22 protein-coding genes are annotated in these 26,977 nt (G+C 67.8%); 17 read left to right on the forward strand and 5 right to left on the reverse strand.

Translation table 11 applies throughout. The annotated features are described in order from the left end of the window. Positions 1-93: 93 nt before the first annotated feature. From ACSFBM_RS32660 to ACSFBM_RS32670, 3 genes are all read right to left on the reverse strand, one after another. A complete protein-coding gene (locus ACSFBM_RS32660) occupies positions 94-1,965 on the reverse strand; it encodes a phosphoenolpyruvate carboxykinase (GTP) (RefSeq protein WP_435488098.1) in 1,872 nt (623 codons plus the stop codon). Positions 1,966-2,118: 153 nt separating this feature from the next. Further along, positions 2,119-2,271: a hypothetical protein gene (locus tag ACSFBM_RS32665; RefSeq protein WP_435441433.1), complete on the reverse strand. Its 153-nt coding sequence runs from the start codon at positions 2,269-2,271 to the stop codon at positions 2,119-2,121. A gap of 120 nt (positions 2,272-2,391) precedes the next feature. Beyond that, on the reverse strand, positions 2,392-3,591 hold the full coding sequence (locus ACSFBM_RS32670; protein WP_435488099.1) for a threonine ammonia-lyase: 1,200 nt from the start codon (positions 3,589-3,591) through the stop codon (positions 2,392-2,394). Positions 3,592-3,706: 115 nt separating this feature from the next. Between ACSFBM_RS32670 and ACSFBM_RS32675 the strand changes: the two genes are divergently transcribed. The 3 genes from ACSFBM_RS32675 to ACSFBM_RS32685 all read left to right on the forward strand — a co-directional run bounded on the left by ACSFBM_RS32675 (position 3,707) and on the right by ACSFBM_RS32685 (position 9,116). Beyond that, on the forward strand, positions 3,707-6,031 hold the full coding sequence (locus ACSFBM_RS32675) for an ATP-binding protein (RefSeq protein WP_435488100.1): 2,325 nt from the start codon (positions 3,707-3,709) through the stop codon (positions 6,029-6,031). Positions 6,032-6,146: 115 nt separating this feature from the next. Continuing rightward, positions 6,147-7,775 (forward strand): S41 family peptidase, encoded by a 1,629-nt coding sequence (locus tag ACSFBM_RS32680; RefSeq protein WP_435488101.1) that lies wholly within the window; start codon positions 6,147-6,149, stop codon positions 7,773-7,775. A 171-nt stretch (positions 7,776-7,946) separates the two neighbouring features. Beyond that, the gene (locus tag ACSFBM_RS32685) at positions 7,947-9,116 is read left to right on the forward strand and encodes a nucleoside hydrolase (protein ID WP_435488102.1); all 1,170 of its coding nucleotides are present in this window, start codon (positions 7,947-7,949) and stop codon (positions 9,114-9,116) included. Here the strand turns inward: ACSFBM_RS32685 and recQ are convergent. Beyond that, complete coding sequence (gene recQ / locus ACSFBM_RS32690; protein ID WP_435488172.1) at positions 9,113-11,005, reverse strand: DNA helicase RecQ; 1,893 nt, start codon at positions 11,003-11,005, stop codon at positions 9,113-9,115. The genes ACSFBM_RS32685 and recQ overlap by 4 nt on opposite strands. Before the next feature lie 288 nt (positions 11,006-11,293). Here recQ and ACSFBM_RS32695 point away from each other — a divergent pair, with 288 nt between their 5' ends. The 13 genes from ACSFBM_RS32695 (at position 11,294) to hutG (ending at position 24,714) form a co-directional block, all read left to right on the forward strand. Then, positions 11,294-12,265, forward strand: a complete 972-nt coding sequence (locus ACSFBM_RS32695; RefSeq protein ID WP_435488103.1) for an ABC transporter substrate-binding protein — start codon at positions 11,294-11,296, stop codon at positions 12,263-12,265. 4 nt (positions 12,266-12,269) lie between these two features. After that, positions 12,270-13,121 (forward strand): ABC transporter permease, encoded by an 852-nt coding sequence (locus tag ACSFBM_RS32700; protein ID WP_435488173.1) that lies wholly within the window; start codon positions 12,270-12,272, stop codon positions 13,119-13,121. Next, positions 13,106-13,909 carry an ABC transporter ATP-binding protein gene (locus tag ACSFBM_RS32705; protein WP_435488104.1) on the forward strand — a complete coding sequence of 268 codons (804 nt, stop codon included), beginning with the start codon at positions 13,106-13,108 and terminating at the stop codon, positions 13,907-13,909. Before ACSFBM_RS32700 ends, ACSFBM_RS32705 begins: the two co-directional genes overlap by 16 nt. 7 nt (positions 13,910-13,916) lie before the next feature. Then, positions 13,917-14,654 (forward strand): histidine utilization repressor, encoded by a 738-nt coding sequence (gene hutC / locus ACSFBM_RS32710; RefSeq protein WP_435441444.1) that lies wholly within the window; start codon positions 13,917-13,919, stop codon positions 14,652-14,654. Between the two features lie 61 nt (positions 14,655-14,715). Further along, entirely contained in the window at positions 14,716-16,284 is a 1,569-nt protein-coding gene (hutH, locus tag ACSFBM_RS32715) for a histidine ammonia-lyase (protein WP_435488105.1), read from the forward strand. A gap of 31 nt (positions 16,285-16,315) precedes the next feature. Continuing rightward, a complete protein-coding gene (hutU, locus tag ACSFBM_RS32720) occupies positions 16,316-18,043 on the forward strand; it encodes a urocanate hydratase (protein WP_435488106.1) in 1,728 nt (575 codons plus the stop codon). Positions 18,044-18,193: 150 nt separating this feature from the next. Beyond that, positions 18,194-18,925: an IclR family transcriptional regulator gene (locus tag ACSFBM_RS32725; protein ID WP_435488107.1), complete on the forward strand. Its 732-nt coding sequence runs from the start codon at positions 18,194-18,196 to the stop codon at positions 18,923-18,925. Positions 18,926-18,972: 47 nt separating this feature from the next. Beyond that, complete coding sequence (locus ACSFBM_RS32730; protein WP_435488108.1) at positions 18,973-19,722, forward strand: transporter substrate-binding domain-containing protein; 750 nt, start codon at positions 18,973-18,975, stop codon at positions 19,720-19,722. Positions 19,723-19,831: 109 nt separating this feature from the next. Continuing rightward, positions 19,832-20,500: an amino acid ABC transporter permease gene (locus tag ACSFBM_RS32735; protein ID WP_435488109.1), complete on the forward strand. Its 669-nt coding sequence runs from the start codon at positions 19,832-19,834 to the stop codon at positions 20,498-20,500. A 151-nt stretch (positions 20,501-20,651) separates the two neighbouring features. Beyond that, on the forward strand, positions 20,652-21,224 hold the full coding sequence (locus tag ACSFBM_RS32740) for a HutD/Ves family protein (RefSeq protein WP_435488110.1): 573 nt from the start codon (positions 20,652-20,654) through the stop codon (positions 21,222-21,224). A 27-nt stretch (positions 21,225-21,251) separates the two neighbouring features. Next, the gene (gene hutI, locus ACSFBM_RS32745; protein WP_435488111.1) at positions 21,252-22,478 is read left to right on the forward strand and encodes an imidazolonepropionase; all 1,227 of its coding nucleotides are present in this window, start codon (positions 21,252-21,254) and stop codon (positions 22,476-22,478) included. After that, positions 22,475-23,866, forward strand: coding sequence for a formimidoylglutamate deiminase (locus ACSFBM_RS32750; protein ID WP_435488112.1), 1,392 nt, complete (start codon positions 22,475-22,477; stop codon positions 23,864-23,866). Before hutI ends, ACSFBM_RS32750 begins: the two co-directional genes overlap by 4 nt. Positions 23,867-23,886: 20 nt before the next feature. Continuing rightward, positions 23,887-24,714 carry an N-formylglutamate deformylase gene (hutG, locus tag ACSFBM_RS32755; protein ID WP_435488174.1) on the forward strand — a complete coding sequence of 276 codons (828 nt, stop codon included), beginning with the start codon at positions 23,887-23,889 and terminating at the stop codon, positions 24,712-24,714. Here the strand turns inward: hutG and ACSFBM_RS32760 are convergent. After that, positions 24,711-25,655 carry a LysR family transcriptional regulator gene (locus ACSFBM_RS32760; protein ID WP_435488113.1) on the reverse strand — a complete coding sequence of 315 codons (945 nt, stop codon included), beginning with the start codon at positions 25,653-25,655 and terminating at the stop codon, positions 24,711-24,713. The two genes, hutG and ACSFBM_RS32760, sit on opposite strands and share 4 nt — an antisense overlap. On the opposite strand from ACSFBM_RS32760, the gene ACSFBM_RS32765 reads away from it, so the two are divergent. After that, entirely contained in the window at positions 25,654-26,976 is a 1,323-nt protein-coding gene (locus ACSFBM_RS32765; protein ID WP_435488114.1) for an MFS transporter, read from the forward strand. The genes ACSFBM_RS32760 and ACSFBM_RS32765 overlap by 2 nt on opposite strands. Position 26,977 lies beyond the last annotated feature (1 nt).

Genomic DNA, 26,977 nt, shown 5'->3' on the forward strand with positions numbered 1-26,977 from the left:
CGCCAATACGAATGCCCGAACGAGCAGAACCACGCAGACGTAAAAAAGCCCGATGAATCCATCGGGCTTTTTGCTATTTAAAGCTGCTGAAAATCAGGCCGCCAGGCGCTGCTCGATCGCAGCCTTGGTTGCCGGCAATTCCTTCGGCAGATGGTGTTCCAGCTGCTTGAACAGTTCTTCATGCAGCTTCAACTCAGCTTCCCACGCTGCCTTGTCGATGCTGGTCACCGTGGCAAATTGCTCGGCGCTGAAATTCAGGCCGGTCCAGTTCAGATCTTCATAGCGCGGGCTCACGCCGGTAAGGTGCTCGACGCCTTCCGTCTGGTTGCCATCGACGCGGTCGATCATCCATTTCAGCACACGCATGTTCTCGCCGTAGCCCGGCCAGACGAACTTGCCGTCGGCGCCCTTGCGGAACCAGTTGGTCGTGTAGATCTTGGGAAGCTTGGCGCCCGAGGTCGCGAGCTTCTTGCCCAGGTCGAGCCAATGCTGGAAATAGTCGCTCATGTTGTAGCCCATGAAGGGCAGCATGGCGAACGGATCCCGGCGAACAATGCCTTGCTGCCCCGCCGCTGCAGCGGTGGTTTCCGAGCCCATGGTCGCGGCCATGTAAACACCTTCCACCCAATTGCGGGCTTCGGTTACCAGCGGTACGGTGGTCGAGCGACGGCCACCGAAGATGAAGGCGTCGATGGTCACACCCTTCGGATCGTCCCACGCGTCATCGAGCGCCGGGTTGTTGGTCGCGGCGACGGTAAAGCGTGCGTTCGGGTGCGCAGCCTTGGCGCCCGTTTCCTTGGCGATCTGCGGCGTCCAGTCCTTTCCCTGCCAGTCGATCAAGTGAGCCGGCAGCGCCTTGCCTGGCGCATCCTGCTCCATGCCTTCCCACCACACGTCGCCGTCGTCCGTCAACGCGACGTTGGTGAAGATCACGCCGTCGTCCAGGCTGCGCATGCAATTCGGGTTGGTCAGCATGTTGGTGCCGGGGGCCACGCCGAAATAGCCGGCCTCGGGGTTGATGGCGCGCAGCGATCCGTCGGCCTGCGGCTTGATCCAGGCGATGTCGTCGCCGATCGTCGTGACCTTCCAGCCTTCGAAGCCGGCGGGTGGCACCAGCATCGAGAAATTCGTCTTCCCGCACGCGCTGGGGAAAGCCGCGGCCACGTGGTACTTTTTGCCTTCAGGATTCGTCACGCCCAGGATGAGCATGTGCTCGGCCAGCCAGCCCTCGTCGCGGCCCATGTTCGATGCGATGCGCAGCGCGAAGCATTTCTTGCCCAGCAGCGCATTGCCGCCGTAACCCGAGCCGTAGCTCCAGATCTCGCGGGTCTCGGGGTAGTGAACGATGTACTTGGTCTTGTTGCAGGGCCAGGACACATCCTTCTGACCGACTTCGAGCGGCGCGCCCACGGTGTGCACGCAGGGCACGAAGTCGCCGTCGGCGCCCAGCACCTCGTACACCGCCTTGCCCATGCGGGTCATGATGCGCATGTTGACGGCAACATAGGGCGAGTCCGAGAGTTCGATGCCAATGTGCGCAATGGGCGAACCCAGCGGACCCATGCTGAACGGCACGACGTACATCGTGCGGCCCTTCATGCAGCCATCGAACAGCGGCTGCAAGGTTGCGCGCATTTCGGCGGGTGCCATCCAGTTGTTCGTCGGGCCGGCGTTTTCCTTCTTCGCAGAGCAGATGTAGGTGCGGTCTTCGACGCGCGCCACGTCGCTCGGGTCGGACACCGCGAGGAACGAGTTCGGGCGCTTGGCCGGATTGAGCTTCTTGAAGGTCCCCGCGTCCACCAGCTGTTGGCAAAGGCGGTCGTATTCTTCCTTGCTGCCGTCGCACCAGTGAATGGCTTCGGGTTTGCACAGCGCGGCCATCTCGGCCACCCAGGCGATCAGTTTTGCGTTCTTGACGTATGAGGGCGCCTGAATGGTCAGGCCCTGCATCGTGGGTGCGTTCATCGGAAAATCTCCTAAGTTGAAAAATCGTCTTTCCGAACGGGGCGCCGAGCCTGCTCAGGCACGGAGGTCCGTTTGAGAAAACGTTTCGCTTTGGGAGACTGCGTCAACGCGGGCCGCACAGCCCGCGGACAAAATCGCGAATGCCTGTCAGCGTCAGGCCAGAAAGACGGCGATCGATGCCAGCAGCAGCATCAGCACGCCGCCGGCCAGCGGGAGCACCAACGGCATCAGGTGAACGACCGATTCGACGGCGTCTTTTTCGACAGCAGCGCCGTGGCTCGGCTCGATGGGAGTAGGGTTGGACATCGGGAAGTACCTCGAATACACAAATTGACAGACTCAGGCCATTTTACCGGCGGGTAGCCTCCCGCAGGTCTAGGGGGTTGCGAGCCCCTCGATCAGGTTAACCAGAGGTGATCTCGCGGCTCAATGCTGCTCTTCGGCCTCGAAGCCCGCGTCCTTGAGCGCGACCAGCACGCTGGCCAGATGCGCCCGCCCGCGGGTCTGCAGCACCAGCTCGATGTCGACGTTCTGGGCCGCCAGCATGGTGAAGGCCCGCTGGTGGTGAACCTCGTCGACGTTAGCGCCCGCTTCGGCCACGGTGGCCGTGATCTGTGCCAATGAGCCAGGCACATCGCGCGCGCTCACGCGCACGCGGGCGAGTCGCCCGGCCCGAACCATGCCGCGCTCGATGATGGCCGCAAGCAGCAGCGGATCGATGTTGCCCCCGGAAAGAACCAACCCCACGCGCTTGCCCTTGAAGCGCTCCGGGTGCCGAATCAATGCCGCCAGGCCGGCGGCGCCGGCGCCCTCGACCAGGGTCTTTTCGATTTCGAGCAGCATCAGCACGCCCTGCTCGATGTCGCCCTCGTCCACCAGCAGCAGGTCGTCGACCATGCGAGCGATGATTTCGTGTGTGAGCACACCCGGCGTGCCGACCGCGATGCCTTCGGCGATCGTGCTCCTGCCCTGCACATGGTGCGTGCCCTTGACGGCGTTGACCATCGCCGGAAAGCGCGTGGTCTGCACGCCGACGATCTCGATGTCCGGCCGGCGCGCCCGTGCCGCCACCGCCATGCCCGCGATGAGCCCCCCGCCGCCGACAGCGACCACCAGCGTGTCGAGGTCGGGCACGGCGTCGAGCATCTCGAGCGCCACCGTGCCCTGGCCCGCGATGATGGCCTCGTCGTCGTAGGGATGCACAAAGGTCAGCCCCTCGCGCTGCGCAAGCTCCAGTGCATGGGCACGTGCCGCGTCGAGCGAGTCGCCATGCAGCACCACCTCGGCGCCGAAGCCCCGCGTGCGTTCGATCTTCACGCCGGGCGTGAAGCGCGGCATCACGATCAGCGCGCGCAATCCGAGCCGCTGCGCGTGATAAGCCACACCCTGCGCATGGTTGCCGGCAGACATGGCGATCACTCCGCGTGTACCGTTCTGCGCAAGATCGACCAGCTTGTTGCATGCACCCCGTTCCTTGAACGAGGATGTGAACTGCAGGTTCTCGAATTTCAGGAACACCTGGGCACCGACGATCTCCGACAGCGTGCGCGATTCCACGCAGGGTGTGTTGAGCACCTGACCCTGCAGGCGCGCTGCGGCGCGCTGTATTTCTTCGATTCCGACCATGGCGCGCATTGTGGCTGGAATCGAACCATCAGGGTTTTTACCGTTTGCGAGTCTTCCCGAAGCCAAAAGTCTGCGTTATGGTCTCTCCGAGATTTTCCTCGTTGGAGGTTGCCTGATGGCCAAGCGTGCGGGTGTCGATGTGGTGGCTGCTGCGGTACGCGGGCAGGCATTGCCGTCGCCCGGCCTCAAGGAAGCACCGGTGCTGGAGCTCATGTGCTCGCACTTCGTGCTCACGCTCGCGGCCAAGCAGGGGCCGCGCTTCAATGTGCGGCGCGACATCAACGGCCTGTTGTCGCTCACGGGGCGCCATCTCGTATGGCCCGCGCCGGTGTTGCAGCGGTTGCGCGAATTCCTCGGGCGGCGCTGCGCGGGCAACGAGGCGTGGAAGGACGTCGAGAACCTCGACGGCCGCACGCTGCTGGAGCGCCACGGCGTGTGGCGCGGCCCCTACGAAGAAGGCACGCTGTTCTTCTACCTCGACGAATACGCGAAGGACCAGCCTAAAGACCTGCTCTCCGTGCTCACCGCCACGCGCGACTGGCTCACGCACGCGCTGCGCAAGCAGTCGACACTGGTCGAGAAGAACATCGACGCGCTCGCGGGCCTGTTGCAGCTCAACAAGGCCGAGCGCGCGCTGCTGCTGTACGGCACGCTGGCGCGCTACCAACGCGACCTGCGTTCGCTCTTGGTCGAGTTCAAGGTCAACAACGCGCCCGAGGCCTACGCGGCCATCGCGGACATCGCGGGCGTGAACGCCAGCGAAGTGGGCGAGGCCTTGCGCGCGGGCTCTCGGCTGGAGCGCATCGGGCTCGTCGAAAACCTGATTTCCGAGCACAACATCACCGACCTGGCCGACCTCATGAAGGTCAGCGAAAAGCTGCCGCCGGTGCTCATGCGCGAGTACCGTGACCAGAACGAACTGATGGCCGTGTTCACGCGGCCCTCGGCCAAGAGCGCGCTCACGCCGCACGACTTCTCCTTCGTGCAGGAAGACGCGCAGATGCTCGTCACGCTGTTGCAAGCGGCGGTCGCGCGCAAGGAGCCCGGCGTCAACGTGCTGCTCTACGGGCCGCCCGGCACCGGCAAGACAGAGCTTGCGAAGGTCGTGGCACAGGCAGCCGGCCTCGAGCTTTTCGAGGTCGAGTACGCCGACCGCGACGGCAACTCGCTGAGCGGGCGCGACCGGTACCGCTCGCTGCAGATCGCACAGGTGTTCCTCAAGGGCAGCGCGCACGCCGCACTGCTGTTCGACGAGGTCGAGGACGTCTTTCCGCCCATCAGCACCGAGGCTGCGCAGTTCATGGCGCGCGCCGAGCAGATTCCCGCGCCCACCAGCGGCAGCGTCAGCGGCAAGGCCTGGGTCAACCAGATCCTCGAAGCCAACCCCGTGCCCACGCTGTGGGTCACCAACCGCATCGAGCAGATCGACCCGGCCTTCCGGCGCCGCTTTGCGTACCACCTCGAGCTGAAGTCGCCGCCGCCCGGCGCGCGCGAGCAACTCGTGAAGAAGACGCTCGAAGGGGTGGTCGTGTCCGAAGCCTTCACCGCCAAGCTGGCCGAGCGCAAGGGCCTCACGCCGGCGCAGATCCGCACGGCGGTGCGCTTCGCCGGACTTGCGCGAACCGACGACGCCTCGGTGGAGGCGCTCATCGAGCGCCAGCTGCGCAACGCCGACCTGGCCCTGGGCACGCTCGATACCGGGCGCGGCGAGCGCCGCAACGTCACCACCTACGACCTCGACATGCTCAATGTCGAAACCCGCTTCGAGATCCCGCGCGTCGTCGAGGCGCTGAAGGCGCGCGGCCACGGCACGCTGTGCTTCTACGGCGCGCCCGGCACCGGCAAGACCGCGCTGGCCGAGCACATCGCCAAGGCCATCGGCCGCCCGCTCATCATCAAGCAGGCCAGCGATCTCATGAGCAAGTACGTCGGCGAGACCGAGCAGAACATGGCCGCCATGTTCCGCGAGGCCGAGAACGAGAAGGCCGTGCTGCTGCTCGACGAGGCCGACAGCTTCCTGCAGGACCGCCGCAGCGCGCAGCGCACCTACGAAGTCACCGAGGTCAACGAGATGCTGCAGGGCATGGAGCGCTTCAACGGCATCTTCGTGTGCACCACCAACCTGCTCGACCGGCTCGACCAGGCGGCGCTGCGCCGCTTCACCTTCAAGATCAAGTTCATGCCGCTCACCGCGGTCCAGCGCGAGCGCATGTTCGTCACCGAGGCGCTCACGGGCGACGCCGGGCGCCTGACTGGCGCGCTGGGCGCCCGGCTCGCGCGACTGACCCAGCTGTGCCCGGGCGATTTCGCCGCCGTGAAACGGCAGACCGATATCCTGGCCACCGAGTTTTCGGCCGACGAGTTTCTCGACCAGCTCGAGGCCGAGCACCGCATCAAGCCCGAAGTGCGCGAGTCGCGCGGCATGGGCTTCGTGCAGTAAAGAAGAAACAGCGAAGAACAACAGACCGGGTGGGGTGCCCGGCAAGCGCAGCACGGCCGAAGCGGTCGCCGGCTGCGAAAAATCCGTCCGCCACCGCGGGCACGAGGAGGAGCACATGGGCTTTCGAGCGATCGACCTGCGGCGGCTGCCGCGTCCTGGCGCCTGGGTTGCGCGTGCGGCGCTTGCCGCGGGCTGCCTGCTGGCGGGGTGCGGGGGCGGCGGCGGTGGCGGAGGGGGCGGCGGCGCGGGCTTGCCGATCGGCCTGCTGCCCGGCGCCACGGCGCCGCCCGCCAGTGGGGGCGGCGACGGCGACGGCGGCATCGTGGCCTCGGCCACGGTTGCCGGTCAATGCGCCGTACCGCGCAGCGGCACCAACCCCGCCACCGGTTCGGCCTATCCCGACAAAGCCGGCTCGCTCGACACCGAAAAGAGCTGGGTTCGCGGCTGGATCGACGAAACCTACCTCTGGTACGCCGAAGTGCCGACTACCCTCAAGGCCAGCGACTACGCCACGCCGGTCGCCTGGTTCAACGTGCTCAAGACGCCGGCCACCACCGCCTCCGGCCGCGCCAAGGACCGCTTCCACTTCACCTACGACACCGAGGTGTACCGCCAGCTCTCGCAAGGCGGCGTGTCGGCCGGCTACGGCATGGAGACCGCGTCGGTGCGCAGCTCGCCGCCGCGCGACATCCGCATTGCCTTCGTCGAGCCGAACTCGCCGGCTGACCTGCGGGGCTTGCGACGCGGCGCGAAGATCCTGGAGATCGACGGCGTCAACGTCGTCAGCAGCACCGGCACCGCCAACGTCAACGCGATCAACCGCGCCCTTGCGCCGCAGGCCGTGGGCGAATCGCACAGCTTCACCTTCGAGGTGGGCGGCACACCGCAGGCCGCGGTGACGCTCACGGCGCAGAGCGTCACCCGCACGCCGGTGCAGAACGTGCAGGTCATCGACACCGGCAGCGGTCGCGTGGGCTACCTGCTGTTCAACGACCACATCACCACCTCGGAGGCGCAGCTCATCGATGCGGTGACCACCTTCAAGCAGGGCGCCGGCATCAGCGACCTGGTGCTCGACATGCGCTACAACGGTGGCGGGCAGCTCCTCATTGCCAGTCGGCTGGCCTACATGATCTCTTCGCCGGCGGTGACCGCGGGCAAGACCTTCGAGCAGCTGGTCTACAACGACAAGAACCCGTTCCGGCAGACCCTCGCGCAGACCCTGACGCCCTTCGTGGGCACCAGCCGCAGCGGCCAGGCGCTGCCCACGCTCGGCCTGTCGCGCGTCACGGTGCTCACCGGTCCCGACACCTGCTCGGCCAGCGAGTCGGTCATCAACAGCCTGCGCGGCGTGGGCGTCACGGTCAAGCTGGTGGGCGGCACCACCTGCGGCAAGCCCTACGGCTTCATTCCCCAGGACAACTGCGGCACCAGCTACTTCGCCATCCAGTTCAAGGGCGCGAACCAGAAGGGCGAGAGCGACTACAGCGACGGCTTCGCACCCGACTGCACCGTGGCCGACGACTTCACTCATCCGCTCGGCGACAGCGCCGAGGCCCGCCTGGCCGCGGCGCTGGCCCTGCGCAGCAACGGCGCATGCCCGGCAGCCGGCTCGACCAAGGCTGCAGCCAGCGCGGGCCTCGACAAGCTGCAGGCCGCGCCGGCGCCGGAGCAGCCCTACCTGCGCGACCGCTCGCCTCTGCGCGAGAACCGCCTGGTCGAACCTGTGCCCGACCCGGGCTGAGCCGGTCTTCGTTCCCGCGGAAAACCCCTAGGCAACAGCGCTTGCCACGCGCGTGGCGAGCGCCGTAGAGTTTGGCAAACGTTTGCGCAATGCTTTGCGCAAACGTTTGTATTTTGGTTTTCCCAAGCGTGGGACAACTTAAAACCAAACCCTTAGCTCGAGGAGAAGCAGATGCGCAAATGGCTCGGGACGATGTTCATCGTCGTCATCACGGTGCTGGCGGGATGTGGCGGTGGCGGGAGCGCAGGGCCGGGCGTCGGCCTCGGGTCGTTCGGCGCTTCGGCAACCACGGCGCAGAAGATCATCATCGACAGCGACTACAACACCATGAGCGACGACGGCCAGCTCGGCGTCATGGCCGCGCAGTTGCAGGCGCAGGGCAAGGTGCAGGTCATGGGCATCAGCGTGGTGTCGGGCAACCAGTGGCTCAGGCAGGGCGTGGCCGACGCGCTCATGTCGGTGGAGCGGCTGGGCGTGGGCGAGCGCATCGGCGTGTACGTGGGAGCGAACTACGCACTCAACCACACGCTGGCCGACGTCGAGGCCGAAATGGCCGCCGGCGCGGGCGGCGACGGCTACCTGGGCGCCTGGAGCGGCCCGGAACCCAAGACCGATGCCGACCTGAAGCCCTCGCCCGACGGCTTCGCGCAACACACCGTGGTGCAGCGCAAGAGCGCGGTCGATTTCATCGTGGACACCGTGAAGGCCAACCCCGGCGAAGTCACCATCCTGGCCATCGGCCCGCTGACCAACATCGCGCTGGCGGTGAAACAGAACCCCGAGATCGTCCCGCTCATCAAGCAGATCATCTACATGGGCGGTGCCATCGACGTGCCGGGCAACACCACCAAGGCCGCGGAGTTCAACTGGTGGTTCGACCCCGCCGCCGCCCAGTTCGTGGTGCGCCTGCCCATCCCGCAGGTGGTGGTGCCGCTGGACGTGACCGACACCGTGTTCCTCACCAAGCCCATCTACGACCGCATCGCGCACCCGGCCAAGCCCACGGCCGTGACCGATGTGTTCCAGAAGCTCAACGGCTACGGCTTCGACGGCAAGAACGGCTTCGAGACCAACGCCAGCTACACGCAGAACATCTGGGACACGCTGACGCTCGCCTACCTGATCGACCCGGGCTACGCCACGCAGACCGCCCAGCGCTACGTCGACGTGATCGCCAAGCCCGGCGCGCCCGACAACGGCCGCTCCATCGGCTACACCGCGCAGCCGGCCGGGCCCACGTTGCAGAAGATGACGGTGGTGCAGAAGTTCGACAACGCGCGCTTCTTCGAGCTGTACGTCGACCTGCTCACGCGGCCGGTGCCGGTGGTGCTGCCGCGCTAGAAGGCTTCGCAGACCCGCAATACCTCGGTGCCGTAGGCCTCGAGCTTCTTGGTGCCGATGCCGCTGATGCCCTGCAGGTCCTCGAGCGTCGCGGGCGCGCGCTCGGCAATGGCGGCCAGCGTGGCGTCGTGAAAGATCACGTAGGCCGGCAGGTTGTGTTCCTTGGCGACCTCGGCGCGCCAGGCCTTGAGCGCCTCGAAGCGCTTCTTGCCGGTGTCGTCCAGCGAGGCCGCGGCCGGCGAAGGCGCGCCCTTGGCCACCTTCTCGCGCCGGGGCTTGCGCTCCGCCGGCGACGACACCGACTCGCGCAGCGACACCGTCGCCTCGCCCTTGAGCACCGCGCGCGAGCCTTCGGTGAGCTTCAGCGTGTTGAATGCCTCCGCGTCCACCGCCAGCGCGCCGGTGGCGATCAGCTGGCGCAGCACGCCGCGAAGCGCCACCTCGCTGAACTCCGCGCCGATGCCGAAGGTGCTGACGCGCTCGTGCCCGAACTGCTTGACCTTCTCGGTCGACTTGCCGCGCAGGATGTCCATGATGTGCCCCGCGCCGAAGCTGATGCCGCTCAGCTGCTGCACGCGGTAGATGGTGCTGAGCAGCTTGCGCGCGGCATCGGTGCCGTCCCACACCTGCGGCGGGTTCAGGCAGTTGTCGCAGTTGCCGCAGGGCGTGCTCTGCTCGCCGAAGTAGCCCAGCAGGCGCACGCGGCGGCAGTCGCTGGCTTCGGCCAGGGACAGCAGGGCGTCGAGCTTGCCGCGCATCACCTGCTTGAACTCTTCGCCGGCCGGGCTCTCGTCGATCATGCGGCGCTGGTTCACCACGTCGTTCAGGCCGTAGGTCATCCAGGCGTCGGCGGGCGCGCCGTCGCGGCCCGCGCGGCCGGTTTCCTGGTAGTAGCCCTCGATGTTCTTGGGCATGTCGAGGTGGCCGACAAAGCGCACGTCGGGCTTGTCGATGCCCATGCCGAAGGCGATGGTCGCGACCATCACCACGCCTTCCTCGCGCAGGAAGCGGTCCTGGTGCTTCTGGCGCACCGCCGCGTCGAGCCCCGCGTGGTACGGCAGGGCGTTGATGCCGGCGTCGCGCAGCGTCGTCGCAAGGTCTTCCACCCGCTTGCGCGACTGGCAATAGACCACGCCCGCATCGCCTTCGTGCTCGCGCTCGATGAAGCGCAGCAGCTGCGTGGTGGCGTCCTTCTTCTCGACGATGGTGTAGCGGATGTTCGGCCGGTCGAAGCTGGAGACGAACTGGCGTGCTTCTTCCAGCTGCAGCCGCTCGACGATGTCGGCACGCGTCAGGTCGTCGGCCGTGGCCGTGAGCGCGATGCGCGGCACGCCGGCATAGCGCTCGTGCAGCACGGTGAGCGCGCGGTACTCGGGGCGGAAGTCGTGGCCCCACTGGCTCACGCAATGCGCCTCGTCGATGGCGAACAGCGACAGCTTGCCGCGCTCCTTCAGCGAATCGAGCTGCGACAGGAAGCGCGGCGTGTTCACCCGCTCGGGCGCCGCGTACAGCAGCGTGATCTCGCCGCGCAGCATGCGGCGCTCCACGTCCTGCGTCTGCTCCCAGTCGAGCGTGGAGTTGAGAAAGGCCGCGTTCACCCCGGCCTCGTGCAGCGCGCCCACCTGGTCGTGCATCAGCGCGATGAGCGGCGACACCACGATCGACACCCCGTGCCCCGCGCGCTGGCGCGCGATGGCCGGGATCTGGTAGCACAGCGACTTGCCGCCGCCCGTGGGCATCAGCACCAGCGCGTCGCCGCCGCCCACCACGTGATCGACGATCTCCTGCTGGGCCCCGCGGAACTGCGAATAGCCGAAGACCTCGTGGAGGATGTCGGCGGGTGCGCTGCTGCCGGAGGCGTCGATGGGGCGGGGAGCGAGAGAGGACACAGGCAACGTGGGGAGGGCGAAAAGCGGTGAAGAAGGAGGGGCCGCCGATTGTCCCCCAGCAGCACAGTTATGACTGTGGCACGAGGTTTGCAATGGTCACCCCCGTCCCGCAGCCTCTCTTGTCTAGACAGCAAACCGGTGCATTTCCTTGAGAAGTGCACCATAAAAGACCTTTCGGGTTATCCTGTATATACAAGTTGGGGCGCTTGGCAACAATGCGAGGCGCGCGCAACCCCGTCACCGGGATGCACCGCCGAGCCTTTCCAAAGAACAGAACCAGGAGTACCCATGGTCAAGACGACGGTAGTTGTGAAATTCGCTTCGCTGCTGGCAGCAGCTGCATGTGCAGCGGGCATGGCCCAGACGGCCGCCGCTCAGGAAACGAAGATTGCGCTCGGCATGTCCGGCTGGACCGGCTTCGCGCCGCTCTCGCTGGCCGACAAGGCCGGCATCTTCAAGAAGAACGGGCTCGACGTCGACCTGAAGATGATTCCGCAGAAGGACCGCCACCTGGCGCTGGCCTCCGGCGCCATCCAGTGCGCGGCCACCACGGTGGAAACGCACGTGGCCTGGAACGCCAACGGCGTGCCCATCGTGCAGATCTTCCAGATGGACAAGTCCTACGGCGCCGACGGCCTCGCGGTGCGCGGCGACGTTGCCAAGTTCTCCGACCTCAAGGGCAAGACGATCGGCGTGGACGCGCCCGGCACCGCGCCGTACTTCGGCCTGGCCTGGATGCTCAACAAGAACGGCATGACGCTGAAGGACGTGAAGACCACCACGCTGTCGCCGCAGGCCTCGGCCCAGGCCTTCGTGGCCGGCCAGAACGACGCCGCCATGACCTACGAGCCCTACCTGTCGACCGTGCGCGCCAACCCCGCCGCCGGCAAGATTCTGGCCACCACGCTCGACTACCCGATGGTGATGGACACCGTGGGCTGCGCGCCCACCTGGCTCAAGGCCAACGCCAAGGCCGCCGCCGCGCTCACCAAGTCGTACTTCGAGGCGCTCGACATGATCAAGGCCGAGCCCGAGAAGTCGAACGAGCTCATGGGTTCTGCCGTGAAGCAGAGCGGCGAGCAGTTCGCCAAGTCGTCCGCCTTCCTGCGCTGGCAGGACAAGGCGGCCAACCAGAAGTTCTTTGCCGGCGAGCTCACCAGCTTCATGAAGGAAGCCACCCCCATCCTCCTGGAAGCCGGCGTGATCCGCAAGGCGCCCGAAGACCTGGCCGCGACCTTCGATGCAAGCTTCGTCAAGTAAGGCGATGCAGCAGGTGCCTGCCGCCGTTTCGGCGGCGGTGCCTGCGCAGGCCGTTTCCTTCAAGCCCGCGCGCAGGCGCGGCCTGGCGCCGCTGGAGCCCATCGGCGCGCGTGCGCGCGTGCTGCTGGGCCTCGCGTTCTTCGTCGTCTTCGTGCTGGTGTGGGCCCTGGCCACGCTCGGCGGCTTCGTGCCGCCGACCTTTCTCGCGAGCCCGCCGACGATGGTCAAGGAAGGCTGGCTGCTCTTCACCGAGTACGGCTTTCTGGGCGACATCGGCATGACCGTGTGGCGCGTGTTCGGCGGCTTCCTGATGGCGGCCGTGTTCGCGGTGCCGCTGGGCATTGCCATGGGCACGTGGAAAACGGTGGAGGCTTTCTTCGAGCCCTTCGTCTCGTTCTGCCGCTACCTGCCGGCCTCGGCCTTCATTCCGCTGCTCATTCTGTGGGCGGGCCTGGGCGAGATGCAGAAGCTGCTGGTGATCTTCATCGGCTCCTTCTTCCAGATCGTGCTGATGGTGGCCGTCACCGTGGGCGGTGCGCGGCGCGACCTGGTCGAGGCCGCCTACACGCTGGGCGCCAACAGCCGCGGCATCGTGGCGCGCGTGCTCATTCCGGGCGCGGCGCCGGGCATCGCCGAAACGCTGCGACTGGTGCTGGGCTGGGCCTGGACGTATGTGATCGTGGCGGAGCTGATCGGCTCGTCCTCGGGCATCGGCCACATGATCACCGACAGCCAGGCGCTGCTGAACACGGGGCAGATCATCTTCGGGATCATCGTGATCGGCGTCATCGGCCTGTTGTCCGACTTCGCTTTCAAGGCGCTCAACCGCCGTCTGTTCGCATGGGCCGCACTGTGATGACGACAAAGAACCAACTCTCCATCCAGGGCGTGTCGCGCGTCTTCACCGGCACCAAGGGCCAGCGCACGCAGGCGCTGCAGCCCATCGACTTCGAGGTGCGCGAGAACGACTTCGTCACCATCCTCGGCCCCTCGGGCTGCGGCAAGTCGACGTTGCTGCGCATCGTGGCGGGGCTCGACTTTCCGACCACCGGCCAGGTGCTGCTCGACGGCCAGCGCATCGACGGCCCGGGCGCCGACCGCGGCGTGGTGTTCCAGAGCTACACCCTGTTCCCGTGGCTCACCGTGGCACAGAACATCCGCTTCGGCCTGCGCGAGCGCGGCATGAGCGAGGCCGACCAGAAGGAACGCAGCGAGTTCTTCATCGCCAAGGTGGGCCTGCGCGGCTTCGAGCATCACTTTCCCAAGCAGCTCTCGGGCGGCATGCAGCAGCGCACGGCCATTGCGCGCTCGCTCGCCAACGACCCCAAGATGCTGCTGCTCGACGAGCCCTTCGGCGCGCTGGACAACCAGACGCGCGTGCTGATGCAGGAGCTGCTGCTGGGCATCTGGGAGTCGGCACAGAAGACGGTGCTGTTCGTCACGCACGACATCGACGAGGCGATCTTCATGGCCAACCGCGTGGCGGTGTTCAGCGCGCGGCCGGGGCGCATCAAGACCGAGATCGCGGTCGACTTTCCGCATCCGCGCAGCTACACCATCAAGACCTCGCCGGAGTTCATGGACATCAAGGCGCGCCTCACGGAAGAGATCCGCGCCGAGTCGATGGCCGCGGCGGAGCACTGAAAGCACGATGAAACGCGACCTGCCGACCCTGGCGCTCTACGCGCAAGTCAAGGACCACATCTCCCGCAAGATCCAGGACGGCACCTGGCCCCCTGGCCATCGCCTGCCGTCCGAGCACGAACTGGTCGCCCAGTTCGGCATGGCGCGCATGACGGTGAACCGCGCGCTGCGCGAGCTGGTGGAACAGGGCCGCATCACGCGCGTGGCCGGTGTCGGCAGTTTCGTGGCCGAGAACAAGCCGCAGTCCACGCTGCTGCAGATCGCCAACATCGCCAGCGAAATCCGCCAGCGCGGGCACGACTACCGCTGCGACATGATCGAGGTCGAACGCCTCGCCGCCTCGCCCGACGTCGCCGCCTGGCTCGACCTGCGCGCGGGTGCGTCGGTGTTCCACAGCGTGTGCCTGCACCTGGAGAACGGCACCCCGGTGCAGCTCGAGGAGCGCTACGTCAATCCGCAGGTCGTGCCCGACTACCTCGAGCAGGACTTCGCCGCGATGCCGCCGAGCGAGTACCTGGTGCGCAACGTGCCCTTCGACCAGATCGAACACGTGGTCGATGCCGTGCTGCCCACCGCCGAACAGGCCGAGCGGCTCGCCATGGAACCCACCGCCCCCTGCCTGCTGCTCACGCGCCGCACCTGGAGCCGCAACACGCCCGTGACCTGGGTGCGCTGCCTGCATCCCGCCTCGCGCTACAGCCTGGGCAGCCGCTTCAAGGCCGACGGCAACGCCACCTTCGGCTGATTTTTTTGTCCACGAAGACCCTTCGCTTTTCTCTCGCCCCTACTTGTATAGACAGGTTCACATGCCAAGCACACCCACCACCTCCTCCGAAGCCTCCCTGACCTCCCTCACGCTGAAGCCCGGCCAGGTCGACCTGGCGATGCTGCGACGCATCCAGGCCGGTGGCGTGCAGCTTTCGCTCGACCCGTCGGTGCGCGACGGCATGCTGCGCGCCGAAGCCGCGGTGCGCCACATCGTCGAGAACGACCAGGTCGTCTACGGCATCAACACCGGCTTCGGCAAGCTGGCGAGCACGCGCATCGGCAACGACCACCTGGCCGAGCTGCAGCGCAACCTGGTGCTGTCGCACAGCGTGGGCACGGGCGAGCCGCTGGCCGCGCCGGTGGTGCGCATGATCCTCGCGACCAAGGCCGTGAGCCTGGCGCGCGGCCATTCGGGCGTGCGGCCCGCGCTGGTCGATGCGCTGCTGGCGCTGTTCAACGCGGGCGTCACGCCGAGCATTCCCTGCAAGGGCTCGGTGGGTGCCTCGGGCGACCTCGCACCGCTCGCGCACATGGCTTGCGTGCTGATCGGCGAAGGCCAGGCGACGCTGGCCGACGGCAAGGTGGTCGGCGGCGCCGAAGCCATGCGCAGCATCGGCCTCGCGCCCTTCGTGCTCGGCCCCAAGGAAGGCCTGGCGCTGCTCAACGGCACGCAGGTGTCGACCGCGCTCGCGCTCCACGGCCTGTTCGGCGCCGAAGACGTGTTCGCGTCGTCGCTGATGTCGGGGGCGCTGTCGCTCGAAGCCATCCAGGGCTCGATCAAGCCCTTCGACGCGCGCATCCACGCGGCGCGCGGCCAGCTGGGCCAGATGGCAGTGGCGGGTGCGGTGCGCACATTGCTCGAAGGCAGCGAGATCGTGCCTTCGCACGCCGACTGCGGCCGCGTGCAAGACCCGTATTCGGTGCGCTGCATCCCGCAGGTGATGGGCGCCTGCCTCGACAACCTGGCGCATGCCGCGCGCGTGCTGGTCATCGAGGCCAACGCCGCTTCGGACAACCCGCTGGTGTTCTGCGACACCGGCGAGGTCATCTCCGGCGGCAACTTCCACGCCGAGCCCGTCGCCTTCGCGGCCGACATCATCGCGCTGGCCATCAGCGAGGTCGGCGCCATTGCCGAGCGCCGCATCGCGCTGCTGCTGGACACCGGCCTGTCGGGCCTGCCGCCGTTCCTGGTGCGCGACGGCGGCCTGAACTCGGGTTTCATGATCGCGCAGGTCACGGCGGCCGCACTGGCGTCGGAGAACAAGTCGCTCGCCCACCCCGCCAGCGTCGACAGCCTGCCCACTTCGGCCAACCAGGAAGACCATGTGTCGATGGCCACCTTCGCGGGCCGGCGCCTGGGCGACATGGTCAACAACACGGCCGTGGTGGTGGGCATCGAAGCGATGGCCGCCGCGCAAGGCATCGAACTCAAGCGCGGGCTCAAGAGTTCGCCGCTGGTGGAGGCCGAGTTCAGCAACATCCGCCAGAAGGTTGCCTTCCTCGAGCGCGACCGCTACCTCGCTCCGGACATCGAAGCCATGCGCCAGTGGGCGCTGAAGGCCGAGTTGCCCGCCGCGCTGCTGAACATCCTGCCCAGTCACTCGTAAGCACCGTCATTACCGATAGGAGAACCACGCCATGAACGCTCCCGAAAAATTTGCCCTGAACACCTCCGGCGCCGCCGACCCGCGCCACGACGCGACCCGCGTGATCCGTGCACCGCGCGGCAGCGAGCTCAACTGCAAGAGCTGGCTCACCGAAGCCCCGTTCCGCATGCTGCAGAACAACCTCGACGCCGAGGTGGCCGAGCGCCCGCAGGACCTGGTGGTGTACGGCGGCATCGGCCGTGCCGCGCGCGACTGGGCCTGCTACGACCAGATCCTCGCGTCGCTGAAGGAACTGAACGACGACGAGACCCTGCTCATCCAGTCGGGCAAGCCGGTGGGGGTTTTCAAGACGCACGAGAACGCGCCGCGCGTGCTGCTGGCCAATTCGAACCTCGTGCCCAAGTGGGCCAACTGGGAGCACTTCAACGAGCTCGACCGCCTGGGCCTCTTCATGTACGGCCAGATGACGGCGGGCAGCTGGATCTACATCGGCAGCCAGGGCATCGTGCAGGGCACCTTCGAGACCTTCGTCGAAGCCGGCCGCCAGCACTACGGCAACAGCTGGGCGGGCAAGTGGATCCTTACCGCCGGCCTGGGCGGCATGGGCGGCGCGCAGCCGCTGGCCGCCACGCTGGCGGGCGCGGTGTCGCTCAACATCGAGTGCCAGCAGTCGAGCATCGACTTCCGCCTGCGCACCCGCTACGTCGACAAGCAGGCGCGCGACATCGACCATGCGTTCGAGCTCATCAAGCAGCACACCGACGCGAAGGAAGCGGTGTCGATCGCGCTGCTGGGCAATGCGGCGGACATCCTTCCGGAACTCGTGAAGCGCGCGAAGGCCGGCGGCATCAAGCCCGACCTGGTCACCGACCAGACCTCCGCGCACGACCTGATCAACGGCTACCTGCCTTCGGGCTGGAGCGTTGCGCAATGGCAGGCCGCGATGAAAGACCCGTCGCAGCACGAAGCGCTCACGAAGGCGGCCGCCAGGTCGTGCGCCGTGCACGTGCAGGCCATGCTCGACTTCCAGGCCATGGGCATCCCCACGGTCGACTACGGCAACAACATCCGCCAGGTCGCGTTCGACGAGGGCGTGAAGAACGCCTTCGACTTTCCCGGTTTCGTGCCCGCCTACATCCGTCCGCTGTTCTGCGAAGGCAAGGGGCCGTTCCGCTGGGTGGCGCTCTCGGGCGACCCGGAAGACATCTACAAGACCGACGCCAAGATCAAGGAGCTGTTCCCCGAGAACACCCACACCCACCGCTGGCTCGACATGGCGCGCGAGCGCATCGCCTTCCAGGGGCTGCCGGCGCGCATCTGCTGGCTGGGCCTGGGCGAGCGCCACATCGCCGGACTGGCCTTCAACGAGATGGTGAAGAACGGCGAGCTGAAGGCGCCCATCGTCATCGGCCGCGACCACCTGGACACCGGCTCGGTGGCCAGCCCCAACCGCGAGACCGAAGCCATGAAGGACGGCACCGATGCGGTGAGCGACTGGCCGCTGCTCAACGCGCTGCTCAACACCGCGGGCGGCGCCACCTGGGTCAGCCTGCACCACGGCGGCGGCGTGGGCATGGGCTACTCGCAGCACTCGGGCGTGGTGATCGTGTGCGACGGCACCGACGCGGCTGCCAAGCGCATCGAGCGCGTGCTGTGGAACGACCCGGCCACGGGCGTGATGCGCCACGCTGACGCGGGCTACGACATCGCGGTGGCCACGGCCAAGGCGAAGGGGCTGAAGCTGCCCATGGTCAAGTGAGCGAGTGGACCCACAAGGCGCAACGTCGTTAAGACGAAGGTAGAAAGAAAAATCGCGGCCATTCCCACTCGCTGGGAATAGGGGCTTGGAAGTGAGAACGGCGAGCAAGATACTGCAAGCCGGTTTCACTTTCGTTCGCGACCGCCTGCCATGACCCTCACCAGCGACACTCCCGCCAACGACCGCGCGCTCTTCGTGCTGTCGGTGCTGGCGCAGAGCAAGTCGGCGATGACGGCGGCCGAACTGGTGCAGGCCACCGGCCTGTCGCAGAGCACGCTGTACCGGCAGGTCGCCACGCTGCGCCGCTGGGGCTTCGTGATGGAGTCCGACGGGCGCTACTCGCCGGGCCCGGTGAGCGTGCAGCTGGCCAGCGGCTTCGACGGCAACTCCGACCTCGTGCTGGCCGCACGCGCCGACATGCGCACGCTGGCCCAGCAGACGCACGAGAGCGTGGCGCTGGTCACGGTGGTGAACGACCGCGTCGTGTGCCTGGAGATGATCGACAGCGAGCAGTCGCTGCGCTGCTCCTTCGACCGCGGCCGCAGCGTGCCGGCGCGCGACGGCGCCAGTGCCAAGTGCCTGCTGGCGCACCTGCCGCTCGACCAGCGCGATGCGCTGCTCGAAGGCCTGAATGAGGCGCCCGAACGCCGCGCCGCGCGCGCCGCCGAACTCGACGCCATCCGCGAAGCCGGCCATGCCGTGACCCACGGCGAGGTCGACGCCGGCGTGTGGGGCGCGAGCGCCCCGGTGCTCGCCACCGGGCGCCGCCTGCGCGGCGCGATCACGCTCATGGCGCCGCTCACGCGCGTCGAGGGCATGGAAGCTGCATTGCTCCACATGACCGTCGTCACGGCGGCCCGCATTTCCCGCGCCCTGCAGTAGTTGCGCGCTGCTTTTTTCTTTCTCATTCCCACGGAAGCCTTCCCACCATGAACACCCGCCGCACCCTCGTCGCCGCCGCCCTGTCCAGTCTTGCCTTCGCCGGCCTTTTCGGCCTTGCCGCCGGCGCCCACGCGCAGGGCGAGCCGCTGCGCGTGGCCACCGACGCCACCTTCCCGCCCATGGAGTTCGTGGAGAACGGCAAGCGCACCGGCTTCGACGTGGAACTGGTGGAAGCCATCGGCAAGACGCTGGGCCGCAAGGTCGAGTGGATCGACATCGACTTCAAGGGCCTGGTGCCGGGGCTGATCTCCAAGCGCTTCGACATGGCCGTGTCGGGCATCTACATCACCGACGAGCGCAAGAAGGTCGTCGACTTCACTGTGCCCTACTACGCGGGCGGCCTGGTCGTGATGGTGAAGGACGGCAACACCGCCATCAAGACGCCGGCCGACATCAACGGCAAGAAGGTCAGCGTGCAGGTGGGCACCAAGTCGGTGTCGTACACGAAGGAAAAATTCCCGCAGGTGCAACTGCTGGAAGTCGAGAAGAACCAGGAGATGTTCAACCTGGTGGACATCGGCCGTGCCGACGCGGCCGTCACCGGCAAGCCTGCCGCCTACCAGTACGTGCGCACGCGCGGCGGCCTGAAGGTGCTGCCGGAGCAGATCACCACCGAGGAATACGGCATGGCCATCCGCAAGGACACGCCCGAGCTGACCAAGGCGGTGAACGGCGCCATCGAGAAGCTGAAGGCCGATGGCACGTACGACCAGATCGTGAAGAAGTGGTTCAAGTAATGTTGGCCCCCCGGCTTTTCACGCGCTGCGCGCGTGTAACTCCACCCCCCGAGGGGGCGGCGCGGCCGGCTTGGGGCGGCCCGGCGCTCGGCCGCCGGAAGGGTTGACCATGGATCTCGATTTTTCGCCTGTCTGGCAAGGCTGGCCCGACCTGCTGCGCGGCGCGCTGGTCACGGTGGAAATCACCGCCTGCGCGCTGGCGCTGGGCTGCCTGCTGGGCTTGGTGGTCGGCATCGGCCGGCTGAACCCGAAGCGGCGCTGGATCTACGGTGTGTGCACGGCCTACGTGGCCGCCATTCGCGGCACACCGCTGCTGGTGCAGCTGTTCATCCTGTTCTTCGGCTTGCCGCACTTCGGCATCCTGCTGCCGGCCTTCCTGTGCGGCGTGCTGGGGCTCGGCGTGTACTCGGGCGCGTACGTGTCGGAGATCGTGCGCGGCGCGATCCAGTCGATCGACAAGGGCCAGACCATGGCCGCGCAATCGCTGGGCATGACGCCCGGCACGGCCATGCGCCAGATCGTGCTGCCGCAGGCGGTGGTGCGCATGATTCCGCCGCTGGGCAACGAGTTCATCGCGCTCATCAAGAACTCGGCGCTGGTGTCGCTCTTGACCATCCATGACGTGATGCACGAGGGGCAGAAGATCATCAGCGTGTCGTACCGGTCACTGGAGGTGTACCTGGCGATTGCCGTCGTGTACTTCGTGCTCACGGGAACCATGACGCTGGTGCTGCGGCACTTCGAGCAGAAGCTGCGCCAGGGCGGGTTGATGCGATGAGCGGTGCGACTGCATTTGTTGTCTTTCTCCCTCCCCCGCTGGGGGAGGGCAGGGGTGGGGGCACGACGGCCTCGAACCCATCACAGCGCTCGTTGGGCGCTGCCCCCATCCCAGCCTTCCCCCGGAAGGGGAAGGGGCAAGAGGAGACGCAATGAACGGCGTGCAGCGCTTCTCACGCGCGACCCTGCCGGTCACGCCGTGGAAAAACGGCGGCGGCACCACGCAGGAAATCGCCAGCTGGCCGCAGGGCGCGCCGCTCGACAGCTTCGGCTGGCGGGTGAGCATCGCCACCATCGCCGCCGCCGGGCCGTTCTCCGTGTTCGCGGGCATCGACCGCGTCATCACGCTCCTCGAAGGCGACGGCGTGCGCCTCTTCACGCACGACGCGCGCATCGACCACCGGCTCGACGTGCCGCACCAACCCTTCGCCTTCAGCGGCGACGAGGCCATCGACTGCACCTTGCTCGGCGGTGCGTCGAACGATTTCAACGTGATGACGCGGCGCGGCCAGTGGTGTGCCGACGTGCAAGTGCTCCACAGCGCCTCGGCCATCGAGGCTGCGCCGCATGGCGTGCTGCTGGCGCTGCGCGGCGCATGGCGCCTCGATGACGCGCAATGCCTTGAAGGCGAGGGCCTGCGCTGGGCCGATGCCGCACAGACACGGCAGGCGCTGCCGGACGGCCCCGACGCGCGATTGATGGCCGTGCGCATCCTCCCGGCCTGACCCCGGACAACGACGACCCAAGAGACGATGAACCCCGCCCACAACTTCCCCTCGGCCGACGGCCTCTGGACCGGCCTGCGGCTCGCGTCCGAACCGAACGAAGACGCCGCCATCGCGGTGGTGCAGGGCGCGATCCGCTGGGTCGGCGCGCGCGGCGCGCTGCCCGCCGAGTTCGCGGGCCTCGCACCGCACGACGGCGGCGGCGCGCTCGCCACGCCGGGCCTGGTCGACTGCCATACGCACCTCGTCTACGGCGGCCAGCGCGCCAACGAATTCGCGATGCGGCTCGCTGGCGCGACTTACGAGGAAGTGGCACAGGCCGGCGGCGGCATCGTGTCGTCGGTGCGCGCCACGCGCGAGGCCGACGAGGACACGCTGTTCGCGCAGGCCGCGGCGCGGCTCGAACAGCTGCTGGCCGGCGGCGTGTGCGCCATCGAGATCAAGTCGGGCTACGGGCTTTCGCTCGAACACGAACGCAAGCAGCTGCGCGTGGCGCGGCGCCTGGGCGAGGCCTACGGCGTGACGGTGCGCACCACCTTCCTCGGCGCGCATGCGTTGCCGCCGGAATACGCCGGACGAAGCCACGACTACATCGACCTCGTGTGCCGCGAGATGCTGCCCGCGCTCGCCGCCGAAGGCCTGGTCGACGCGGTCGATGTGTTCTGCGAACGCATCGCCTTCTCGCTCGAAGAAACCGAGCAGGTCTTCCAGGCCGCGCAGGCGCTGGGCCTGCCGGTGAAGCTGCATGCGGAGCAACTGTCGGACATGGGCGGCGCCGCGCTGGCCGCGCGCTACGGTGCGCTGTCGTGCGACCACATCGAGCACCTGTCGGCCGACGGCATCGAGGCGATGCGCCGCTCGGGCACCGTGGCCGTGCTGCTGCCCGGCGCGTACTACACGCTGCGCGACACCCACCTGCCGCCCATCGCCGCGCTGCGCGCCGCGGGCGTGCCGATGGCGGTGTCCACCGACCACAACCCCGGCACCTCGCCGGCACTGAGTCTTCTGCTGATGGTGAACATGGCCTGCACACTCTTCCGCCTCACCGTGCCCGAGGCACTGGCCGGCGTCACCGTGCATGCCGCGCGCGCGCTGGGCCTGCAGGACACGCATGGCGCCATCGCCGCGGGCATGCCGGCCAACTTCGTGCTGTGGAACGTGCGCGAAGCGGCCGAGCTCGCCTACTGGTTCGGCCAGCAACCCGTGCGCACCGTGGTGCGCCAGGGCCGCATCGCGATCGGAGCGCAGGCATGACGCACACGCTTTTCGCAGCCGATGCGCTGCTGCCCGAGGGCTGGGCGAAGAACGTCCTGCTGGCGTGGAACGATGCCGGCCAGCTCACGCAGGTGCAGGCCGGCGCACAGCGCCCCATCGACACCCATACCGCCAGGGGTCCGGTGATCCCCGGCATGCCCAACCTGCACTCGCATGCCTTCCAGCGCGCCTTCGCCGGCCTCACCGAGCACCGCGCCGGGGAGCACGACAGCTTCTGGAGCTGGCGCACGCTGATGTACCGCTTTGCCGCGCGCCTCGGCCCGCAGCACATGGAGGCCATCGCCACCTGGCTCTACGCCGAGATGCTCGAGGCGGGCTACACCAGCGTGTGCGAGTTCCAGTACGTGCACCACGACGTGGACGGCGCCCCGTATGCCGACGACGCAACGCTGAGCCTCGCCTTGCTGCGCGCCGCGCGGAAGACCGGCATCGGCTTCACGCTGCTGCCGGTGCTCTACCAGACCGGCGGTTTCGGCGACATGCCGCCCACCGACGGGCAGCGCCGCTTCATCCGCTCGACCGACTCGATGCTGCGGCTGCTCGAAGCGCTCAAGCCTGTGTGCGACGCGCAGGGCGCCCGTCTGGGCCTGGCGCCGCACTCGCTGCGCGCCGTGCCGCCCGAAGGGCTGCGCGACGCCATTGCGGGGCTGGACGCCATCGACCGCACCGCGCCCATCCACATCCACATCGCCGAGCAGACCAAGGAAGTGGACGACTGCGTGGCCTGGAGCGGCCTGCGCCCGGTCGAGTGGCTGCTCGACCACGCGAGCGTCGATGCGCGCTGGTGCCTGGTGCATGCCACGCACATGAACGACGCCGAGTACGAGTACGCGGCGCAGAGCGGCGCGGTCGCGGGCCTGTGCCCGACGACCGAGGCCAACCTGGGCGACGGCATCTTCGACTTCGCCAAGTGGCGCGGCCACGGCGGCGCCTGGGGCGTGGGCTCGGACAGCCACGCCAGCGTGAACGCGGCGGAAGAACTGCTGATGCTCGAGTACAGCCAGCGCCTGGCCAGTCGCCAGCGCAACGTGGGCGCGACGGCCGCACAGCCGCATGTGGCGACCGCGTTCACGCTCGACGCGGTGCGAGGCGGCGCGCAGGCGTCGGGCCGCGCTGCACCGGGTTCAGCCGGGCTGGCTGTGGGCCAGCAGGCCGACTTCGTGGTGCTCGACGCATCGCACCTCGCGCTGCAAGGCCTGAGCGCGCCCGATATGCTCTCGGCCCACGTCTTCGCGAGCCACCGCACCTCGGCCATCGACACCGTCTGGGTGGCGGGCCGCACGCGCGTGTCGGCCGGCCGCCATGCGCTGCACGGCGAGGCCGCGGCCGCCTTCGTGGCCGCGCGCACCCAACTACTCAAGGATTGATCGACCCCACCATGCCCACCATGGCCTTCACCACCACCGAACCGCCGTTCCGCTTTCGCCAGGGCACGCGGCCGCTGCTCATCTCGATGCCGCACGTCGGCACCCACGTGCCGCCCGCGCTGGCCGCGCGCTTCACCGAAGAGGCGCGCCACGTGCCCGACACCGACTGGCACCTCGAGCAGCTCTACGACTTCGCCGACGCGCTGGGCGCCTCGGTGCTCGTGGCCACGCACTCGCGCTACGTGGTCGACCTGAACCGTCCGCCCGACGGCGCCAGCCTGTACCCGGGCCAGAGCGTCACCGGCCTGTGCCCGGTCGACACCTTCGACGACACCCCGGTCTATGCAAAAGCCGCCGACGTGCCGGGCGAGGAAGAAATTGCCCAGCGCCGCGATGCCATCTGGCAGCCCTATCACCGGCAGCTGCAGGCCGAGCTGGACCGCCTGAAGGCGGCGCACGGCACGATCGCGCTGTGGGACGCGCATTCCATCCGCTCGGTGCTGCCGCGCTTCTTCGAAGGCAAGCTGCCGGACCTGAACCTGGGCACCGGCAAGGGCACCAGCTGCGACCCGGCGCTCGCGCAGACGCTGCTGGGCATCGCCGAGCGCGCCACCGGCTACACCGGCGTGCTCAACGGCCGCTTCACCGGCGGCTACATCACCCGCCAGTACGGCAACCCGGCGCAGAACGTTCATGCGGTGCAGCTGGAGATGACCCAGTCGAGCTACATGCAGGAAGCGCTGCCGTTCGACTACCTGCCCGAGGTGGCTGCGGGCGTGAAGCCGCATGTGCGGCGAATGATCGAAGCGGTGCTCGAGTTTGTCGAGCATCCGCGTCACGGGAACTAGGCCGCTGCAGCGGGGGAGGGCGGGGCGCTTTCCTCCACACGCTGGAAAGCGCGTGGCTGCGCCTGCAGTTTCTCCAGCACGAAATCCACGAAGGCTCGGACCTTGGGCGAGAGCTGCCGGTTGGACGGCCAGACCAGCCAGAGCGAACCGAACGGAACCATGAAGGTCGTCAACACCGGCTGGAGTTCGCCGGTGGCGATCCGGGGTGCGGCCACGTAGACAGGCAGGTGGGCCAGCCCGAGCCCGTGCACGGCCGCTGCCAATCCGGCGTCGGTATTGTTGAAGACCAGGCTTGCGGGCAGGAGCATCTCGCTGTGCGGCGGTGCGAAGGCCCAGGACGCGAGCCGGCCGCTCGAGGGGTACTTGAAGCGGATGCAGGCATGTCTTTCCAGGTCGTTGGGCGCAGCGGGCCGGCCGCGGTGCGCGAAGTAGGCCGGGCTGCCGCAAACCACGAAATGCTGCTCGCCGATCGGGCGCGCGATCAGCCGAGTGTCGGGCAGGTGTCCGCTGCGCACCGCCACGTCAAGGCCGCCGCCGACGATGTCGACCACCTGATCTTCGAAGTCGATGTCCAGTTCGATTTCGGGAAAGCGGGCGGTGAATTCCGGCAGTTGCGCCATCAGCAGGTGATGGCCGACCACGTGCGGCAGGTTCACCCGCAGCCGACCGCGCGGCCGCTCCCGGCTGTGCATCAGCGTGGCTTCGGCATCCCACAGTTCGTCGAGCACGCGTTTGCAGCGCTCATAGAGCAGCGTACCTTCCTCAGTCAGACCGATGCTGCGCGTCGTGCGGTGCAGAAGACGCACACCCAGCCGCTCTTCCAGGCGGGCCACACTCTTGGACACGGCGGAGGCTGAAATGCCCAGGATCCGGCCCGCGACGACATAGCTGCGCTGCTCGGCGGCGTGAACGAAAGCGGCAAATCCTGTCAGTCCTTCCATGGACGGCTCCTTGTCGATTCAGGATTTTCTGTCCTTTCTGTGTGTACGCCGAGCCCTCTCCTCAGTCATTGAGGACGAATTTACGCTTTGGGTTTGCGCCTTTGAAGGAAGCCCGATGACCGTCCCGTCTTCGAATACCCCGCCATCCGCCTTTCACATCCGTGACCGGCAGGCCATGCTGGCGGTTGCCGCCACGGTCCTCCTCGGCCTGCTTGCCATGGGTCTCGCGCTGCCGGTATTGCCGGGTCGGGTCCATGACGGGTTGGGCTTCGACATGGTCACCGTGGGCTGGGTGATGGGGGCTCAGTCCGCCGCCTCCCTGTTGTCCCGGCCCTGGGCGGGTGCCATGACCGATCGGCACGGTGGCCGGCACACGGTGCTGATCGGCCTGTCGGCCATGGCGGGCTGCGGCATCGTCTACGGCTTGTCGGCGTTGCTGCCGCTGGGGGCTTCGGGCGGCCTGGGCATGCTGGTTGCCGGGCGTTTGCTGACGGGCGTGGGGGAGGGCCTGGTCATCACCGGCGGTGCGGCCTGGGCCATCGGCCGTGCAGGCATGGCGAACGCCGGTCGCGCGATGTCCTGGATCGGGCTCGCCATGTTTGCGGGCCTTGCGGCCGGTGCCGCGGTGGGAGCGGCCATTGATCGCGCCTTCGGCTTTGCCGCGGTGGCGACAGCCGCCGCTGTCGTGCCCCTGGTGGGGATGATCGTGGCTGCCGTCGTTGCCCCAGCCGAAGCCGCCCACGCTGCCGCGGGAGCTGCGATGACTGCCGCACGGATGTTGCGCCGGATCTGGCGGCCGGGATTGGCATTGGGGCTTTCGGCGGTCGGTCTGGCCGCCGTGTCCTCCTTTGTCGTGCTGGCCTACGGGGCGCACGGCTGGCCGGGGGGCGCTTTTGCGCTCACGGCCTTCGGCACGGCCCACGTCGCGGCACGCCTGCTCTTCGGCGCCTCGGTCGACCGGGCCCAAGGTCCGTCCGCCGTTCTGGCGGCCTTGGGCGCCGAAGCGCTCGGGCTCGGCCTGCTCGGGATCGCGCCGGTGCCGGCGGTGGCGTTGGCGGGCGCGGCCTTGTGCGGCTTCGGCTTCTCGATGGTCTATCCGCTGCTGGCCTTGCCGGCGCTTCGCCGCGTGCCTGCCGCCAGCCGGGGCATGGCCATTGGCCTCTACGACGGCTTCTTCGATGCAGCCATGGGTGTCTCGGCGTTGGCCGGTGGCCTGGTCGCCGCCTGGCTGGGACTGCCGGCCGTTTTTCTGTGCGCGGGCCTGGCGTCGCTGTTTGCCGGGCTGGCCGCCTGGGGCGCCCACCGGCCCGACCCGGAGTGAG

Source organism: Variovorax pasteuri (assembly GCF_051216435.1).
GTDB lineage: Bacteria > Pseudomonadota > Gammaproteobacteria > Burkholderiales > Burkholderiaceae_C > Variovorax.